Here is a 15203-nt window from a genome sequence, read left to right as displayed (position 1 = left end):
AGTGGTCGTATGGAATCGGTACCGGAGGACTGGGAACGCGGACTGGTGATCGCGGCGCATCCCGACGACATCGAATACGGCGCGGCCGCGGCGGTCGCGCGATGGACCCGGCAGGGCAAGGACATTCGCTACGTGCTGGCCACCAGCGGCGAAGCGGGCATCGCCGGCCTGCCTCCGGAGGAGTGCGGGCCGCTGCGCGAAGCGGAGGAACGGGAATCGGCGCGGATCGTCGGTGTCGAGCAGGTCGAGTTCCTCGGTCACCGCGACGGCACACTCGTCGCCGGACCGGATCTGCGCCGCGACCTCGCCGCCGCGATCCGGCGGCACCGCCCGCACATGGTGGTCACCGGCAATTTTGGGCTCACCTGGTTCCCGGGGGTTCTCAACAGCGCCGACCATCGTGCGCTGGGGCTCAGCGTGCTCGACGCGGTCTCCGACGCCGCCAACGAGTGGATCTTCCCGGAGCTGACCGAACAGGGACTCGAACCGTGGACCGGGGTGCGATGGGTCGCCGTCAACACCACGATGCCGACGCACGCGGTGGACGTCACCGACACGGTCGAGGTCGCGGTGGCCTCGCTTGCCGCGCACCGGCGTTACCTCGAGGCATTGAGCGATGTGCCCGTCGAGGAACAGGCGCAGGCTCAGGTGACGATGGCGTCGGGGCCGCTGCCCGGGTTCGACGCCACCCACGCCGCCGGATTCGAGCTGTACACGTTCGGCTAGGGAACGAATACGCAGCCGGCGTCGGGCACGGCCTCGATGTCGACGGGCAGGGGTCCGACGCGCTCGCCGTCGGCGTAGGCGGTGATGCCGGGGCAGTCGAGCCGCACCGACCGCGCCCGGTACACCGTCACCTCGTCGAGGTCGACGTGGGTGCCGCGGTAGACCGTCGGGAACAGGCGCAGCAGCCGCGACCGGCTCGCGGAGGTCACCACGACCACGTCGAACAGTCCGTCGTCGAGCCGCGCGTTCGGTGCGATCCGCATCCCGCCGCCGTAACTCGACGCGTTGCCCACCGACACCATCGTGGCTTCGGTGTCGAAGGTGTTGCCGTCCAAGGTGATTCGATAGGGAAGCAGGCGCAGGTTCGCGAGTTCGGCCACGGTCGCCGCGTTGTAGCGCAGGTGCCCGCGTGGCCACCGCATCCGATTCGCGCGATCGGTGACCAGAGAATCGAATCCGCTGGCGAGCACCGTGCCGAACCACAGCGGCCGGAGCCCGACGGGCGTCGCACGCCCGAGGTCGATCGTCCGGGTACGGCCGCCGACGATCACGTCGGCGGCCGCGACGGGATCGGTGGGGATGCCGAGCGCCCGCGCGTGGTCGTTGCCGGTGCCCGCCGGTACGATGCCGAGCGGAATTCCGGTGCCGGCCACCGCTTGCCACGCCAGGAACACCAGGCCATCGCCGCCGATCACCACCAGCGCGTCGGTGCCGTCCGCGACGGCCCGCGCGGCCAGTTCCGAGGATTCGGCGGGGGATTCGCCGGCGATCTCGGTGACGACGAACCCGCGCTCGCGCAGCCGGTGCACGGCTGCGGCGCGGACGTGTGCGGACCGCCGGTCGCGGGCGGCCGGATTCGTGAGTGCGGTGACGGTGCCGGTCACCCGATCAGCTTCCCAGGATTGAGGATTCCGCGAGGGTCGATCGCGTTCTTCACCGCGGCGAGTACGTCGAGTCCCAGATCGCCGACTTCCGCTTCCAGCCACGGCAGGTGGTCGCGACCGACCGCGTGGTGATGGGTGATGGTGCCGCCCGCCGCGACGATCGCGTCGCCCGCGGCGTGCTTGGCCCGCGACCACTGCGCGATCGGGTCGTCGGACTGGGCGCACACCACCGTGAAATACAGCGAAGCGCCGGTCGGATAGGTGTGGGAGATGTGGCACATCACCAGCGGCGGTGTGCCCTGCGCGGTCAGGTCCGCGGTGAGCGCCTCGGTGACGGCGGCGCGCAGGGACAGCAGGTTGGACCAGGTCGTCGCGGTCTCGAGGGTTTCGGCGAGCGCCCCGACCCGCAGCAGGGCGTCGCGCAGATACGGTGCGTCGAACCGGCCGTGCTGCCAGGCGCGGGCCGGACCGTCGCCCAGATCGGTTCCGCCGGACGCCGCGAGCAGCGCCGCGACCTCGGCGGCACGGGCCCGCACGTGCGCTTCGCTGCCCTCGACGGTGGTCACGGCGAGGCAGCCGCCGGGAGCGTCACCGCCGATGTGCTCGTGCAGTGCGAGATTCATGCCGGTTTCGGCCTCGTCCGACAGTCGGAGCACCGTCGGCAGGGCGCCGGTCCGGGCGAGTGTGCGCAATGCCGCCGCGCCGGTCGCGAAATCGGGAAACGACCACGCCCGGAACGCGGTGGTCGCGGGCACGGGGTGAATGCGCACCCCCACCTCGGTGACGATGCCGAGCGTGCCCTCCGAGCCGAGGAACAACCGGCGCAGGTCGGGACCGGCCGCGGACGCCGGCGCCCGTCCGGCGCGCAGTGTGCCGCGCGGGGTGGCGACGACGAGATGGTCGACCATGTCCTCGAACCGCCCGTAGCCGGCCGACGCCTGGCCCGCCGAGCGGGTGACCGCGAAGCCGCCGAGAGTCGCGTGCCGGTAACTCTGGGGGAAGTGGCCGAGCGAGAAGCCGTGCGCGGCCAGCAACTGTTCGGTCTGCGGTCCGGTCGCGCCGGCCTGCAGGGTCGCCAGACCGGACACCGGATCGAGGCTCGTCAGCGCGGTCAGGCGGCGCAGATCGACCGTGACCACCGCTTCGAACCGCCCCCGCACCGGATCGACGCCGCCGACGACGCTGGTGCCGCCGCCGAACGGGACCACCGCGATCGCCTCCGTCGAGCAGTAGGAGAGCACGGCGACGACCTCCTCGTGGCTGCCCGGGAACAGCACCGCATCCGGCGCGTCCTGCTCGGCGCGGCTGTGTCGGCGCAGAAGGTCGAGGGTGCTCTTGCCGCCCGCGTGCCGCAGCCGCGTCCGGTCGTCGTCGGCGAAGTGGTCTCGGCCGACGATCCGGGCGAGTTCGTCGCGGTGTTCGGGGCGCAGCCGGCCCGGACTCAGTCGCACGTCGGCTTCGGGGAGAACGCGGTCGCGTCCGGTGTCGACGCCGAGTGCCTGTTCGAGCAGGTCGAGGACCCGCGCGGAGAGCTCGATGCGGCGGTCCTCGGTTCCCCACGCGTCCCACGCCATCGTCGGCGCTTCGTCGGGATGTTGCGGGGTGAAAGGCGCGTTCATGGGTTACAGTTTTACATACGATGTCGATCCGTAACGATGATTCGAGAACTGCAGGTCCGCGCGAGCCCGCCAGGATCGAGGACCAGATCCTCGACGCCGCCTACTCCTGCATGCTCGACTTCGGGTTGCGGCGGACGACGCTCGCCGAGGTCGCCCGCCGTGCCGGGGTCAGCCGCCCGACCGTCTACCGCCGCTGGCCCGACACCCGCGCGATCGTCGCGGACCTGCTCACCCGCGAGATCCGGCGCGTCGTCCCCGACGCGGCCGGCGGTGGCCCGGCGCGGACCCGGCTCGTTCGGGCGGTCGTGACCACCGCCGACGCGATCGGCGCCCATCCGCTGTTCCGGAAGATCGTGAACACCGACCCGGACGTGCTCACCACCTACATCGTCGACCGGCTCGGCACCAGCCAGCGCATGCTGCTCGACACCCTGACCGCCGGCATCGTCGAGGGGCAACGCGACGGATCGATCCGCGAGGGCGAACCGCGGCGGATCGCCGTGATGGTGCTGCTCACCGCGCAGTCGGTGGTCCAGTCGGCGCGCGCGGTCGCCGACACGACACCCCGCGAACAGTTGCTGGCCGAACTCGGCCACGCGGTCGACGCTTATCTGACCCCCACCCAGGGAGGACCATCGTGACCGGACTCGGACCCGGCGCGCTCTCCGCGGTGCGCCGCCGCCGCGACCTGGACCGGCTCGCCGACAACCCCACCGTCGACGTGCTGGTGATCGGCGGCGGGGTGACCGGCGCCGGGGTCGCACTCGACGCCGCCGCCCGCGGGCTGAGCGTCGTCCTCGTCGAACGTCACGACCTCGCGTTCGGAACCAGCCGGTGGAGTTCGAAACTCGTCCACGGCGGACTGCGCTATCTCGCGACCGGCAACGTCGGGATCGCACACGAGAGCGCGGTCGAACGCGGCATCCTCATGACCGTCACCGCCCCGCACCTGATCCGGTCGATGCCGCAACTGGTCCCGCTGCTGCCGTCCCTCGGCCGCGCCGAGTCCGCGCTGGTCCGGGCCGGTTTCCTCGCCGGGGACGCGCTGCGCGCGGCGGCCCGCACTCCCGGGACGCTGCTGCCGCGGTCGCGCCGGGTCGGAGCGGCCCGTGCCGCCGCCCTCGTCCCCGCGGTGCGTCGCGACGGACTCCGCGGCGGGCTGCTCGCCCACGACGGGCAACTCGTCGACGACGCCCGGCTCGTCGTCGCGCTCGCCCGCACCGCCGCGACCTTCGGTGCGCGCATCCTCACCCGCGTCTCCGCGTACGCCGCCACCGCCGAGACGGCGGTCCTGCACGACGAGATCACCGGCGGAGACCTGACGGTGCGGGCCCGCGCGGTGATCAACGCGGCGGGGGTGTGGGCCGGCCACGTCGATCCCTCGATCGCGCTGCGCCCCAGCCGCGGCACCCACCTGGTCCTCGACGCGGCCGCCCTCGGGCACCCTTCCGCGGCGCTCACCGTTCCCGTTCCGGGCGCGACCAACCGGTTCGTGTTCGCCCTGCCCGCCCAGCTCGGGCGGATCTACCTCGGCCTCACCGACGAGGACGCCCCCGGCGACATCCCCGACGTCCCGCACGCGACCGACGGCGAGATCGACTTCCTGCTCGACACCGTCAACTCGGCGCTCACCACCGCGCTGACCCGCGACGACGTGCTCGCCACCTATTCCGGGCTGCGTCCGCTCCTGCGCACGGCCGACGGGGACGGTGCCACGGCGGACCTGTCCCGCAAGCACGCGGTCGTCCGCGGCGAAGGCCGTCCGATCGGCATCGTCGGCGGCAAGCTGACCACCTACCGGAAGATGGCGCAGGACGCGGTGGACGCCGCCGTCGCCGCCACCGGATTGCCGGCCGGGCCCTGCAACACCCACCGGATAGCGCTGGTCGGGGCGGCGGACCGGACGGCGCTGTCCCGGCTGTCGGCGCCGGTGTCCCTGGTGAGTCGTTACGGGACCGAGGCGGCGTTCCTCGCCGCCGATCCCGCGGGACTCGCGCCCGTCGCTCCCGGCCTGGACGTGTGCCGCGCCGAACTCGAGTTCGCGGTCACCCACGAGGGGGCACTCGACGCCGACGACATCCTCGACCGGCGTACCCGCATCGGCCTCGTCCCCGCGGACCGGGCCGCGGCGCACGACGCGGCACTGTCCGTGCTCGCCGAACACGGCCTCGCCTGACCGGTCGTGGTGGAGCGGCCCGCGCGATGTGACAGGCTGGTGCGATGCGAGTTGCGGTGGTGGCCGGACCTGATGCCGGACATGCGATCCCGGCGATCGAACTGTGCCGGCGCCTGGCGGAGGCGGGGGACGATCCGATCCTGTTCACCGGCGAGCGCTGGCTGGGTACCGACCTGCCCGGCGTCACGTTCGCGCTGCTCAAAGGCCTGGATCCGCGGCCGGGCGACGACGACGCCGACGCCGGCGCCAAGCTCCACGCCCGCGCCGCGCACATCGCGACCGAGATCCTGCCCGACCTGAGCGCGCTGCTGCCGGACCTGGTCGTCTCCGACGTCATCACCGCCGGAGGCGGCATGGCCGCCGAACGGCTCGGCATCCCCTGGATCGAGCTGTCCCCGCATCCGCTGTACCTGCCCTCACGCGGCCTGCCGCCTATCGGCAGCGGTCTCGCGCCCGGTCGCGGGATCCGCGGCCGGGTCCGGGACGCCCTGCTGCGTCGCATGACCGCCCGCTCCGTGCGGCAGGGCGAACGCGAACGCGGCACCGCGCGGATGGGCATCGGCCTGCCCGAAAAGGACCCGGGACCCGCCGCGCGCCTGATCGCGACCCTGCCGGCGCTCGAGGTGCCGCGACCCGATTGGCCCGCGAACACGCACCTCGTGGGTCCGCTGCTGTGGGAACCGACCGAGACCGTGCTGACTCCACCCCCCGGCACCGGCCCGCTGGTGATGGTGGCTCCGTCCACGGCGACCACCGGTGTCGTGGGCATGCTCGACGCCGTGTGCACCGCTCTGGACGGAACCGGGATGCGTGTCGCGGCGACCATGCTCGACGGAGCCGACGGGGAACTGCCGGACTGGGCGGTCGCGGGGCGGGGCCGCCAGGACCTGCTGCTCGGGCAGGCCGACGTGGTGGTGTGCGGCGGCGGTCACGGGATGCTCGCGAAGGCGCTGAGTGCCGGAGTACCCGCGGTGATCGTGCCCGGGGGTGGCGACCAGTGGGAACTGGCCAACCGGGCCGCCCGGCAGGGCAGCGCGCTGGTGGTGCGGCCGCTCGATCCCGTGGCTGTACTCACCGCGGTCGAGACGATCCTGAGCGAGAAGCGTTTCGCTGCGGCGGCCCGCAGTGCCGCAGCGACCGCGAGCCGGGTCGAGGATCCGGTGCAGGTCTGCCGGACCGTGGCAACTGCCTGAGCAACCCACCTGCCTGAACAACCCACCGCTTCGACGCGACCGGCCGGCGCCCACTACCGTGGGCGGGATGCGATTGACGGAATTCCACGAGCTCGTCCGGATCGAATTCGGGCAGCTCCACGGCGACGCGTTGCTCCGCGACCACGTGATTCTCTCGCTCGGCGGTCTCACCCCCGCCGAGGCGATCGAAGCAGGTCAGGAGCCTCGAGAGGTGTGGCGTGCCATGTGTGAGGAGTTCGACGTGCCGCCCTCGCGCCGGTGACGCGACGAGCCGGAACGCACCGTTCGAACAATTGTTCGCCTATGCTGGTGTCGTGCACGGTGGCGTAGTTGTCCACAGGCGTCGGATCCATCCACAGATCCGGCGGCTCACCGGTCGCCACGACGAACTTGTCGGTACCGGGCTCTAACGTCGTCGACAACAAGACGAGATTCGATGAAGGGGACCACGATGGCAGCACAGGCACACGACCGCGAGAAGGCGCTCGAGCTCGCCCTCGCGCAGATCGACAAGAGCTTCGGCAAGGGCTCCGTGATGCGACTGGGGGAGGAGGCCCACCAGCCGATCGCGGTGATTCCGACGGGATCGATCGCGCTCGACGTCGCACTCGGTATCGGCGGTCTGCCGCGCGGCCGCGTGGTCGAGATCTACGGTCCGGAATCCTCGGGTAAGACGACGGTCGCGCTGCATGCGGTGGCCAACGCGCAGGCCAACGGCGGCATTGCGGCGTTCATCGACGCCGAGCACGCGCTCGACCCGGAGTACGCCCGCAAGCTCGGTGTCGACACCGACGCACTGCTGGTGTCCCAGCCGGACACCGGTGAGCAGGCGCTCGAGATCGCGGACATGCTGATCCGCTCCGGCGCGCTCGACATCATCGTGGTCGACTCGGTCGCGGCGCTCGTGCCGCGCGCCGAGATCGAGGGCGAGATGGGCGACAGCCACGTCGGTCTGCAGGCCCGCCTCATGAGCCAGGCGTTGCGCAAGATGACCGGTGCCCTCAACAACTCCGGCACCACCGCGATCTTCATCAACCAGCTGCGCGAGAAGATCGGCGTCATGTTCGGCTCGCCCGAAACCACCACGGGCGGTAAGGCTCTGAAGTTCTACGCCTCCGTCCGACTGGACGTGCGGCGGATCGAGACGCTCAAGGACGGCGGCGACGCCGTCGGTAACCGCACCCGCGTCAAGGTCGTCAAGAACAAGGTTTCGCCGCCGTTCAAGCAGGCCGAGTTCGACATCCTCTACGGTCAGGGCATCTCGAAGGAGGGCTCGCTCATCGACATGGGTGTCGAGCAGGGCATCGTCCGCAAGTCCGGATCCTGGTACACCTACGAGGGCGACCAGCTCGGCCAGGGCAAGGAGAACGCGCGCAAGTTCCTGCTCGAGAACACCGACATCCGCGACGAGATCGAGAAGAAGATCAAGGAGAAGCTCGGTATCGGCGCCGTGGTCACCGACGAGGCCGAGGAAGCCGCCGACTTCTGACGCACGCCTGCGGCGGGTGGCGGGCACGGTCGACGACCGGGCCCGCCACCCTGGCATCATGGCCGCCATGACCGTGCGGCCGATTCGATTGTGTTTCTTCGGTGATTCGTTCGTCGCGGGAGTTGGTGATCCCGCGCATCGCGGCTGGACAGGTCTGCTCGCCGAGTGCGCTCGGCCGGCGCTCGGCGACGTCGATGTCACCCGGCCGGCGCTCGGCGACGTCGATGTCACCCGGCCGGCGCTCGGCGACGTCGATGTCACCGTCTACAACCTCGGGGTCCGCCGCGACACGACCGCCGATGTCCGGGCCCGCTGGCTCGACGAGGCCCGCCGTCGCTTCCCGGACGGGTGCGACAATCGCCTCGTCCTCTCGTTCGGTGTCAACGACACGACGTTGCTGGACGACTCGGCGCAGCAAGAGGATTCGACGCGGGTGCCGCCCGCGGATTCGGTGACCAACCTCACCGCGATCCTCGACGACGCCCGCGCGTGTGGCTGGCCGGTGTTCGTCGTCGGTCCGCCACCGGTTGCCGACGAGCAGCAGAATGCACGCACCCGGCGCCTCGACGGGCTGTTCGCCGAGGTGTGTGCCGAGCGGAACGTGACGTACTGCCCGGTCTTCGAGCACCTTCACGGCGACACCGCGTGGATACGGGAAGCGGCTGCGGGGGACGGGGCGCACCCGTCCGCGCAGGGATACCGCGACCTCGCCGACGTCGTACAGGGGGCGTGGATCACGTGGATCCGCTCGGCGGCCGCTGTCGGTGGGGCCCGCTAACGTGCCGGACATGGACGATCCCACGACTCCGGACCCGCACTCGGCCCCCTCGTCCGGGCAGGGCCGTCGACGTCCGCGCCCGGAACCCGGAGGAGGCACGGAGGCGCAGGCCAAGGACGTGTGCCTGCGCCTGCTGACGGACCGGGCACGCAGCCGTGCCGAACTGGCCACGAAGCTCGCGGAGAAGGGGTTCACGGCGGAGATCACCGAGCGCACCCTGGACCGGCTCGCCGCGGTGGGCCTGGTCGACGACGCGGACTTCGCGCAGCAGTGGGTCCGGTCCCGGCACCTGTACGCCGGCAAGGGCAAACGCGCGATCGCACTCGAACTGCGCCGCAAAGGAATCGGGCAGCAGGATGCCGCGGAGGCGCTGGACCAGATCGACAGCGACGACGAACGCGAGCGCGCCGTCGAGCTCGTACGCAAGAAGCTGCGCACCCAGCCGCCGCTGCCGACCGAGGGTGATCGACGCGAGATCGCCGCCGAGCGGGACAAACTCGTGCGCCGGCTGGTCGGCATGCTGGCGCGACGAGGCTATTCCCAGGGTATGGCGTTCGACGTGGTGCGCAGTGAACTCGCCGAGTTCGGCTCCGGCACCGACGGTCTCGCGGACGTCTGACGCGGTCCGGTCACCGCCGCGCGGGTCGCGTCACGGTTTCTGCTCGCCGGTGATGTCCATGCCGGGAACCGCCATCACCGGGATGGTTTGCGGCTCTTCGGGTGTCACGGCGCCCTTCTTGCGGCGACCGGCCCGCAGCTGCTTCTCGACCCGGGTGGCCAGTACCGTCAGCGAACTGTTCAGCGCGATCATGATCGCGGCGACCACCAGCAGCGACGGCAGATAGTTGCCGAAGGCCGCGCCGAGCTGCTGACCGGACCGCACCACTTCGACGTAACCGATCAGATAGCCGAGCGCCGAATCCTTCAGTGCCACCACCATCTGCGAGATGATCGCCGGCAGCATCACCGTGACGGCCTGCGGCAGCAGGATCAGGCGCATGACCTGGTTCTTTCGCATACCCAGGGCGCTCGCCGCCTCGGTCTGCCCGCGTGGCAGGGACCGGATGCCGGCGCGCACCAGCTCCGCGATCACCGAGCCGTTGTACAGGGTCAGGCCCGTGACCACCGCGGCGAGCGCGAGATAGGACGATTTGAACACCCGGTATTCGGCGAAGATCTGGTACAGGAAGATCATCAGGATCAGCACCGGCACCGCCCGGAACAGTTCGACGATGGTGCCGCTCACGAGGCGCACCGAGCGATGATCGGACAACCGGCCGATGCCGAGCACGAACCCGAGAATCAGCGCGAACACGATGGAGAGCGCGGCGGCGATCAGGGTGCCGCGGATACCGGGCAGCAGATAGGTCGTCCACGACGTCGACTCGAGGAACGGATCCCATTTGGCCGCGGTCAGCTGCCCCTTGCTGTCCAGGGCGCGGTACACCACGTACCCGGCAGCGACGAGCAGGACGACGACGAGCGCGGAGATCGCGTGGTAGGTCGCGCGGGCCCGCGGGCCGGGCGCGTCGTAGAGGACGGTTGCGCGGGCGCTCATCGGGCCACCTCGTAACGCTTTCCGAGCCAGCCGAACAGCAGGCCCATGGGAAGGGTGAGAATCACGAAGCCGAGCGCGAAGATCCCACCGACGAGGAAGATCGCGGCTTCGGTCTCGATCATCGACTTCATCAGGAGCGAGGCCTCGGCCACACCGATCACGGAGGCGATCGTCGAGTTCTTCGTCAGGGCGATCAGCACACTGCCGAGCGGAGCGATGACGGCGCGGAACGCCTGGGGCAGGACGATCAGCCGCAGATTCTGCGCGAACGTCAGGCCCAGCGAGCGGCCCGCCTCCGACTGCCCGACGTGGACGGTGTTGATGCCGGACCGCAGTGATTCACAGACGAATGCCGCCGTGTAGACGCTGAGGCCGAGAACTGCGAGCCGGAAGTTGTTGTCCACCAAGAAGGTCGGTGAATCGGTCGGTGCGAGCGCGACACCCAGGGTCTGCGAGAGGCCGAACAGGCAGAACAGGATGATCAGCGTCAGCGGCGTGTTGCGGAAGATCGTCACGTACGCGGCTCCGACCGCCCGCGCGACCGGGATGGGGGAGACCCGCATCGCGGCGAGAATCGTGCCGAGAATCAGGGCGGCGATCGCGGACAGAACGGTGAGCTGGATCGTGGTCCAGAACGCCTCGAGCAGTTGACTGCCGTACTTGTTCAACAGATCCACTGGTGGACTCCAGGATTCGATGGACGAGACTGTGCGACGAGCTCGCACCCGAGCTGCGACGCGGGCCGGACGATCCGCCCCGAACGGGCTGTGGATCGTCCGGCCGCGACCGGATCAGTAACGATGGATGGTCGGCTGCTCCGGAACCGGAAGGCCGGAGGCGCCGACCGTGGACTGGAACGCAGCCTCCCACGCTCCGGAATCGAGCATCGACTGGATCGCGTCGTTGATGCGGGCCCGCGACTCCTCGTCGCCCTTGGCGAGACCGATCCCGTAGTTCTCGGTGGTGAACGGTTCACCGACCACCTTGAACTCACCCGGGGACTGCGCCGCGTAGCCGGCGAGGATGATCGCATCGGTGGTCAGCGCATCGACCGCGCCGTTGCGCAGCGCCTCGACGCAGGCCGAGTACGTGTCGAATTCCTGCAGCTGCACGTCCTGCGCGTACTTGTCCTTCACGTTCTGCGCCGGGGTCGAGCCCGCAACCGAGCACAGCTTCTTGCCGCCGTTGAGCGATTCGGGTCCGGTGATGTCCGTGTTGTCCGCCCGCACGAGCAGCGACTGTCCTGTGACCATGTACGGCCCGGCGAAGTCGACCTTCTCCTTGCGAGCATCGGTGATCGAGTACGTCGCGACGATGTAGTCGACCTCACCGTTCTGGATGAGCGTCTCGCGCTGCGCGGACGGTGCCTCCTTGAACGTGATGTTCTCCTCCGAGACACCGAGCTGACCGGCGACGTACTTGGCGACCTCCACGTCGAAACCGCTGAAGGTGCCGTCCGGGTTGCGCAGTCCGAGCCCCGGCTGGTCGAACTTGATGCCGATCGTGAGATTCCCGGCCTGGGCGGACTCGAGGGCGCTGCGCTGCTCCTCGCCACCACACGCGGTGGCGGCGAGCGCAACGGCGAGCGCGCCGAGGCCCAGGCGGACGGTGCGGGACAGTTTCATTCGGACTACCTCCAGTGATCGGGGCTGACGGGTCAGTGGCTGAGGATCTTGCCGAGGAAGTCCTTCGCGCGATCGGACTTCGGGGCGGTGAAGAAGGTGTTCGGGTCGGTGTCCTCGACGATCTGCCCGTCCGCCATGAACAGCACGCGGTCGCCGGCCTTGCGGGCGAAACCCATCTCGTGGGTGACGACGAGCATCGTCATGCCCTCCTTCGCGAGGGAGGTCATCACGTCGAGCACCTCCTGGACCATCTCGGGGTCCAGCGCGGAGGTGGGCTCGTCGAACAGCATCACCTTGGGGTTCATCGCCAGGGCGCGGGCGATGGCGACGCGCTGCTGCTGGCCGCCGGACAGCTGGGCCGGATACTTCTCGGCCTGATTGGCGATACCGACCCGCTCGAGCAGCGCGAGCGCATCCTTCTTCGCCTCGTCCTTCTTCTTCTTGCGGACCTTCAGCGGCGCGAGCATGACGTTGTCGAGGATCGTCTTGTGGGCGAACAGGTTGAACGACTGGAACACCATGCCCACGTCGGCACGCAGGGCGGCGAGTGCCTTGCCCTCCGCGGGCAGGACCTTGCCGTCGACCTCGATCCGCCCGGAATCGATCGGTTCGAGCCGGTTGATGGTGCGGCACAGGGTGGACTTGCCGGAACCCGACGGCCCCAGCACGATCACCACCTGGCCGCGCGGGATCTCCAGATCGATGTTCTGCAGCACGTGCAGGGACCCGAAATATTTGTTCACGTTCGCCATCGAGATCATCGACGGCGTGGAGGTCTTCTCCATATCGACAGCCTCTGGTGCCATGTCCAGGACCCTATGCGGTGGCAGGCACGCAGGACCGGATTTTGAGGCACGACGCGCGGCAGGAAACGGAACTTTTGCGACACGGGTGCGGGCTGCGGCCCGACCAGGGCAGATACGGCGCGGTTCTGGGCCTGAGCTACCCTGAGACGTGTCATTGATCGACGATGAAACCATCTCCGACTCCCCGGCCGGCGCCCGAACGTACGAAGTTCGCACGTACGGCTGCCAGATGAACGTGCACGATTCGGAGCGACTGTCCGGTCTGCTGGAGGAGGCGGGCTTCGCGAAGGTCGCCCCGGGCGGCTCGCCCGACCTGGTCGTCTTCAACACCTGTGCGGTGCGGGAGAACGCCGACAACAAGCTGTACGGCAACCTGAGCCATCTGCGTCCGGTCAAGGACGAGAACCCGAACATGCAGATCGCGGTCGGCGGCTGCCTCGCCCAGAAGGACCGCGACATCGTCGTGAAGAAGGCGCCCTGGGTCGATGTGGTGTTCGGCACCCACAACATCGGCAACCTGCCGGCGCTGCTCGACCGCGCGCGGCACAACCGCAAGGCCGAGGTGGAGATCCTCGAGTCGCTCGATGCGTTCCCGTCGACCCTGCCGGCCAAGCGCGAGTCCGCCTACGCCGGGTGGGTATCGATCTCCGTCGGCTGCAACAACACGTGCACCTTCTGCATCGTGCCGTCGCTGCGCGGCAAGGAGGTCGACCGGCGGCCCGGCGACATCCTGGCCGAGGTCCAGGCACTCGTCGACGAGGGCGTGCTCGAGGTGACGCTGCTCGGCCAGAACGTGAACTCGTACGGCCGCTCCTTCGCCGATCCGGACCAGCCCCGCGACCGCGGCGCCTTCGCTTCGCTGCTGCGCGCGTGCGGGCAGATCGAGGGTCTCGAGCGCGTCCGGTTCACGTCGCCCCATCCGGCGGAGTTCACCGACGACGTGATCGACGCCATGGCGCAGACTCCCAACGTGTGCCCCCAGCTGCACATGCCGCTGCAGTCCGGCAGCGACCGCATCCTGCGCGCGATGCGGCGCTCGTACCGCAAGGAGAAGTTCCTCGGGATCATCGAACGGGTGCGCGCCGCGATGCCGCACGCGGCGATCACCACCGACATCATCGTCGGATTTCCGGGCGAAACCGAAGAGGACTTCCAGGAAACCCTCGACGTGGTGGAAAAGGCCCGTTTCACCAGTGCCTTCACCTTCCAGTACTCGAAGCGTCCGGGTACCCCGGCCGCGGAGATGGACGGCCAGCTTCCCAAGGCGGTCGTGCAGGAACGCTACGAACGGCTGATCGCGCTGCAGGAACGGATCACCCTCGAGGAGAACCGCAAGCTCGTCGGCACCGAGGTCGAGTTGCTGGTGGCCGCCGGGGAAGGCCGCAAGGACGCCGAGACCGCCCGCATGAGCGGCCGCGCCCGCGACGGCCGGTTGGTGCACTTCCGCCCCGAGGGGAACATCGACGGTGCGGTGCGTCCCGGCGACATCGTCACGATCGTCGTCAGCGATGCGGCCCCGCACCACCTGGTCGCCGACACCCCGATCCTGACGCACCGCCGCACCCGGGCGGGTGACCACTTCGAACAAGGACGTATGCCCAAGACCCCGCCGATCGGCGTGGGACTGGGACTGCCGAAGATCGGGGTTCCCGAACCCCTTCCGACACAGATGGGATGTGACGCATGAGCGCCGCACACGACGACGGCGCGGACGACCCGATGGACGAGGTCCTCGGGGACCTCGAACAGGCCGAACGCAAGATCGCGAGCGAGATCGATCCCGGCGCGCGGGCGGTCGTCGTCGCCGTCGGCGTTCTGCTCCTGCTCGGCTCCTTCAGCCTGCCGCACGCCGGAGCCGCCAACGGCTGGGAGATCCTGTCGTTCGGGCAGGACGCCGTCGCCGAGGACATCGCGCTGCCGTCACGCATCTTCGTGTGGCTGGCATTGGTCTTCGGCGGGGTGTGCTCGATCCTGGCGTTGCTCACCCGCAAGTGGGTGCTCGCGTGGCTGGCCCTGGCCGGATCCGCCGTCTCCATCGTCTTCGGCATGCTGTCGATCTGGACCCGGCAGACGCTGCCCGTCGAGTCGACGGCCTCCGGGCCGGGCATCGGCCTCGTCCTCGGATGGTTCGCGGTCATGCTGCTGACCTTCCACTGGACGCGGGTCGTGTGGGCGCGCACCTCGCTGCAGCTCGCGGCGGAAGCGGAGCTTCGCCGGGCCGCCGCCGAGGAGGAGCGCAGGGCCGAGGAGGAACGCAAGGGACTGTTCGGCACCGACGACAACCCGTAACGACCCCGCCCTTCGGCCTCCGGCTCACAGCCTCCGGCATCAGGACAGAAAACCCCGCGT

At 69.8% G+C, this 15203-nt stretch carries 16 protein-coding genes; 10 read left to right on the top strand and 6 right to left on the bottom strand.

Annotated features, from left to right (window positions below; genetic code table 11):
* The first annotated feature begins 9 nt into the window (after positions 1-9).
* Positions 10-726, top strand: coding sequence for a PIG-L deacetylase family protein (locus ACWDUD_RS18625; RefSeq protein ID WP_450110239.1), 717 nt, complete (start codon positions 10-12; stop codon positions 724-726).
* Here ACWDUD_RS18625 and ACWDUD_RS18620 read toward each other — a convergent pair.
* The gene (locus tag ACWDUD_RS18620) at positions 723-1610 is read right to left on the bottom strand and encodes a diacylglycerol kinase (RefSeq protein ID WP_450110238.1); all 888 of its coding nucleotides are present in this window, start codon (positions 1608-1610) and stop codon (positions 723-725) included. The two genes, ACWDUD_RS18625 and ACWDUD_RS18620, sit on opposite strands and share 4 nt — an antisense overlap.
* Positions 1607-3229 carry an FAD-binding oxidoreductase gene (locus tag ACWDUD_RS18615; RefSeq protein WP_450110237.1) on the bottom strand — a complete coding sequence of 541 codons (1623 nt, stop codon included), beginning with the start codon at positions 3227-3229 and terminating at the stop codon, positions 1607-1609. The genes ACWDUD_RS18620 and ACWDUD_RS18615 overlap by 4 nt, the downstream gene beginning before the upstream one ends.
* Positions 3230-3249: 20 nt before the next feature.
* On the opposite strand from ACWDUD_RS18615, the gene ACWDUD_RS18610 reads away from it, so the two are divergent.
* From ACWDUD_RS18610 to recX, 7 genes are all read left to right on the top strand, one after another.
* Positions 3250-3870 carry a TetR/AcrR family transcriptional regulator gene (locus tag ACWDUD_RS18610; RefSeq protein ID WP_450110236.1) on the top strand — a complete coding sequence of 207 codons (621 nt, stop codon included), beginning with the start codon at positions 3250-3252 and terminating at the stop codon, positions 3868-3870.
* Positions 3867-5405: a glycerol-3-phosphate dehydrogenase/oxidase gene (locus ACWDUD_RS18605; protein WP_450110235.1), complete on the top strand. Its 1539-nt coding sequence runs from the start codon at positions 3867-3869 to the stop codon at positions 5403-5405. The genes ACWDUD_RS18610 and ACWDUD_RS18605 overlap by 4 nt, the downstream gene beginning before the upstream one ends.
* 44 nt (positions 5406-5449) lie before the next feature.
* Positions 5450-6598 (top strand): glycosyltransferase, encoded by a 1149-nt coding sequence (locus ACWDUD_RS18600; RefSeq protein ID WP_450110234.1) that lies wholly within the window; start codon positions 5450-5452, stop codon positions 6596-6598.
* 67 nt (positions 6599-6665) lie between these two features.
* Positions 6666-6860: a DUF3046 domain-containing protein gene (locus ACWDUD_RS18595; RefSeq protein WP_197252590.1), complete on the top strand. Its 195-nt coding sequence runs from the start codon at positions 6666-6668 to the stop codon at positions 6858-6860.
* Between the two features lie 189 nt (positions 6861-7049).
* On the top strand, positions 7050-8087 hold the full coding sequence (gene recA / locus ACWDUD_RS18590; RefSeq protein ID WP_197252591.1) for a recombinase RecA: 1038 nt from the start codon (positions 7050-7052) through the stop codon (positions 8085-8087).
* A gap of 58 nt (positions 8088-8145) precedes the next feature.
* Complete coding sequence (locus tag ACWDUD_RS18585; protein WP_450110233.1) at positions 8146-8865, top strand: DUF459 domain-containing protein; 720 nt, start codon at positions 8146-8148, stop codon at positions 8863-8865.
* A gap of 10 nt (positions 8866-8875) precedes the next feature.
* Positions 8876-9484, top strand: a complete 609-nt coding sequence (gene recX / locus ACWDUD_RS18580; protein WP_450110232.1) for a recombination regulator RecX — start codon at positions 8876-8878, stop codon at positions 9482-9484.
* A 30-nt stretch (positions 9485-9514) separates the two neighbouring features.
* Here recX and ACWDUD_RS18575 read toward each other — a convergent pair whose 3' ends face one another.
* The 4 genes from ACWDUD_RS18575 to gluA form a co-directional block, all read right to left on the bottom strand.
* Positions 9515-10423 carry an amino acid ABC transporter permease gene (locus ACWDUD_RS18575; RefSeq protein ID WP_450110231.1) on the bottom strand — a complete coding sequence of 303 codons (909 nt, stop codon included), beginning with the start codon at positions 10421-10423 and terminating at the stop codon, positions 9515-9517.
* Positions 10420-11100, bottom strand: a complete 681-nt coding sequence (locus tag ACWDUD_RS18570) for an amino acid ABC transporter permease (protein ID WP_197254697.1) — start codon at positions 11098-11100, stop codon at positions 10420-10422. Before ACWDUD_RS18570 ends, ACWDUD_RS18575 begins: the two co-directional genes overlap by 4 nt.
* Positions 11101-11214: 114 nt before the next feature.
* Positions 11215-12048, bottom strand: coding sequence for a glutamate ABC transporter substrate-binding protein (locus ACWDUD_RS18565; RefSeq protein WP_450110230.1), 834 nt, complete (start codon positions 12046-12048; stop codon positions 11215-11217).
* A 32-nt stretch (positions 12049-12080) separates the two neighbouring features.
* Positions 12081-12809: a glutamate ABC transporter ATP-binding protein GluA gene (gene gluA / locus ACWDUD_RS18560; RefSeq protein ID WP_197254722.1), complete on the bottom strand. Its 729-nt coding sequence runs from the start codon at positions 12807-12809 to the stop codon at positions 12081-12083.
* A 193-nt stretch (positions 12810-13002) separates the two neighbouring features.
* Here gluA and miaB point away from each other — a divergent pair, with 193 nt between their 5' ends.
* Positions 13003-14541, top strand: coding sequence for a tRNA (N6-isopentenyl adenosine(37)-C2)-methylthiotransferase MiaB (gene miaB, locus ACWDUD_RS18555; RefSeq protein WP_248674745.1), 1539 nt, complete (start codon positions 13003-13005; stop codon positions 14539-14541).
* Positions 14538-15143 (top strand): Rv2732c family membrane protein, encoded by a 606-nt coding sequence (locus ACWDUD_RS18550; RefSeq protein WP_197254693.1) that lies wholly within the window; start codon positions 14538-14540, stop codon positions 15141-15143. The genes miaB and ACWDUD_RS18550 overlap by 4 nt, the downstream gene beginning before the upstream one ends.
* The last annotated feature ends 60 nt before the right edge of the window (positions 15144-15203 follow it).

The sequence above is a fragment of the Rhodococcus sp. NPDC003382 genome (genome assembly GCF_053589135.1).
This window is presented reverse-complemented; position numbering and strand designations above follow the sequence as displayed.

What these genes read in the sequence shown, in the direction of transcription:
- ACWDUD_RS18595 (WP_197252590.1), top strand. Translation starts at nt 6,666, where the DNA reads ATGCGATTGACGGAATTCCACGAGCTCGTCCGGATCGAATTCGGGCAG.
- ACWDUD_RS18550 (WP_197254693.1), top strand. Translation starts at nt 14,538, where the DNA reads ATGAGCGCCGCACACGACGACGGCGCGGACGACCCGATGGACGAGGTC.
- recA (WP_197252591.1), top strand. Translation starts at nt 7,050, where the DNA reads ATGGCAGCACAGGCACACGACCGCGAGAAGGCGCTCGAGCTCGCCCTC.
- ACWDUD_RS18600 (WP_450110234.1), top strand. Translation starts at nt 5,450, where the DNA reads ATGCGAGTTGCGGTGGTGGCCGGACCTGATGCCGGACATGCGATCCCG.
- ACWDUD_RS18610 (WP_450110236.1), top strand. Translation starts at nt 3,250, where the DNA reads ATGTCGATCCGTAACGATGATTCGAGAACTGCAGGTCCGCGCGAGCCC.
- gluA (WP_197254722.1), bottom strand. Translation starts at nt 12,809, where the DNA reads ATGATCTCGATGGCGAACGTGAACAAATATTTCGGGTCCCTGCACGTG.
- ACWDUD_RS18575 (WP_450110231.1), bottom strand. Translation starts at nt 10,423, where the DNA reads ATGAGCGCCCGCGCAACCGTCCTCTACGACGCGCCCGGCCCGCGGGCC.
- ACWDUD_RS18585 (WP_450110233.1), top strand. Translation starts at nt 8,146, where the DNA reads ATGGCCGCCATGACCGTGCGGCCGATTCGATTGTGTTTCTTCGGTGAT.
- ACWDUD_RS18615 (WP_450110237.1), bottom strand. Translation starts at nt 3,229, where the DNA reads ATGAACGCGCCTTTCACCCCGCAACATCCCGACGAAGCGCCGACGATG.
- ACWDUD_RS18625 (WP_450110239.1), top strand. Translation starts at nt 10, where the DNA reads ATGGAATCGGTACCGGAGGACTGGGAACGCGGACTGGTGATCGCGGCG.
- ACWDUD_RS18565 (WP_450110230.1), bottom strand. Translation starts at nt 12,048, where the DNA reads ATGAAACTGTCCCGCACCGTCCGCCTGGGCCTCGGCGCGCTCGCCGTT.
- recX (WP_450110232.1), top strand. Translation starts at nt 8,876, where the DNA reads ATGGACGATCCCACGACTCCGGACCCGCACTCGGCCCCCTCGTCCGGG.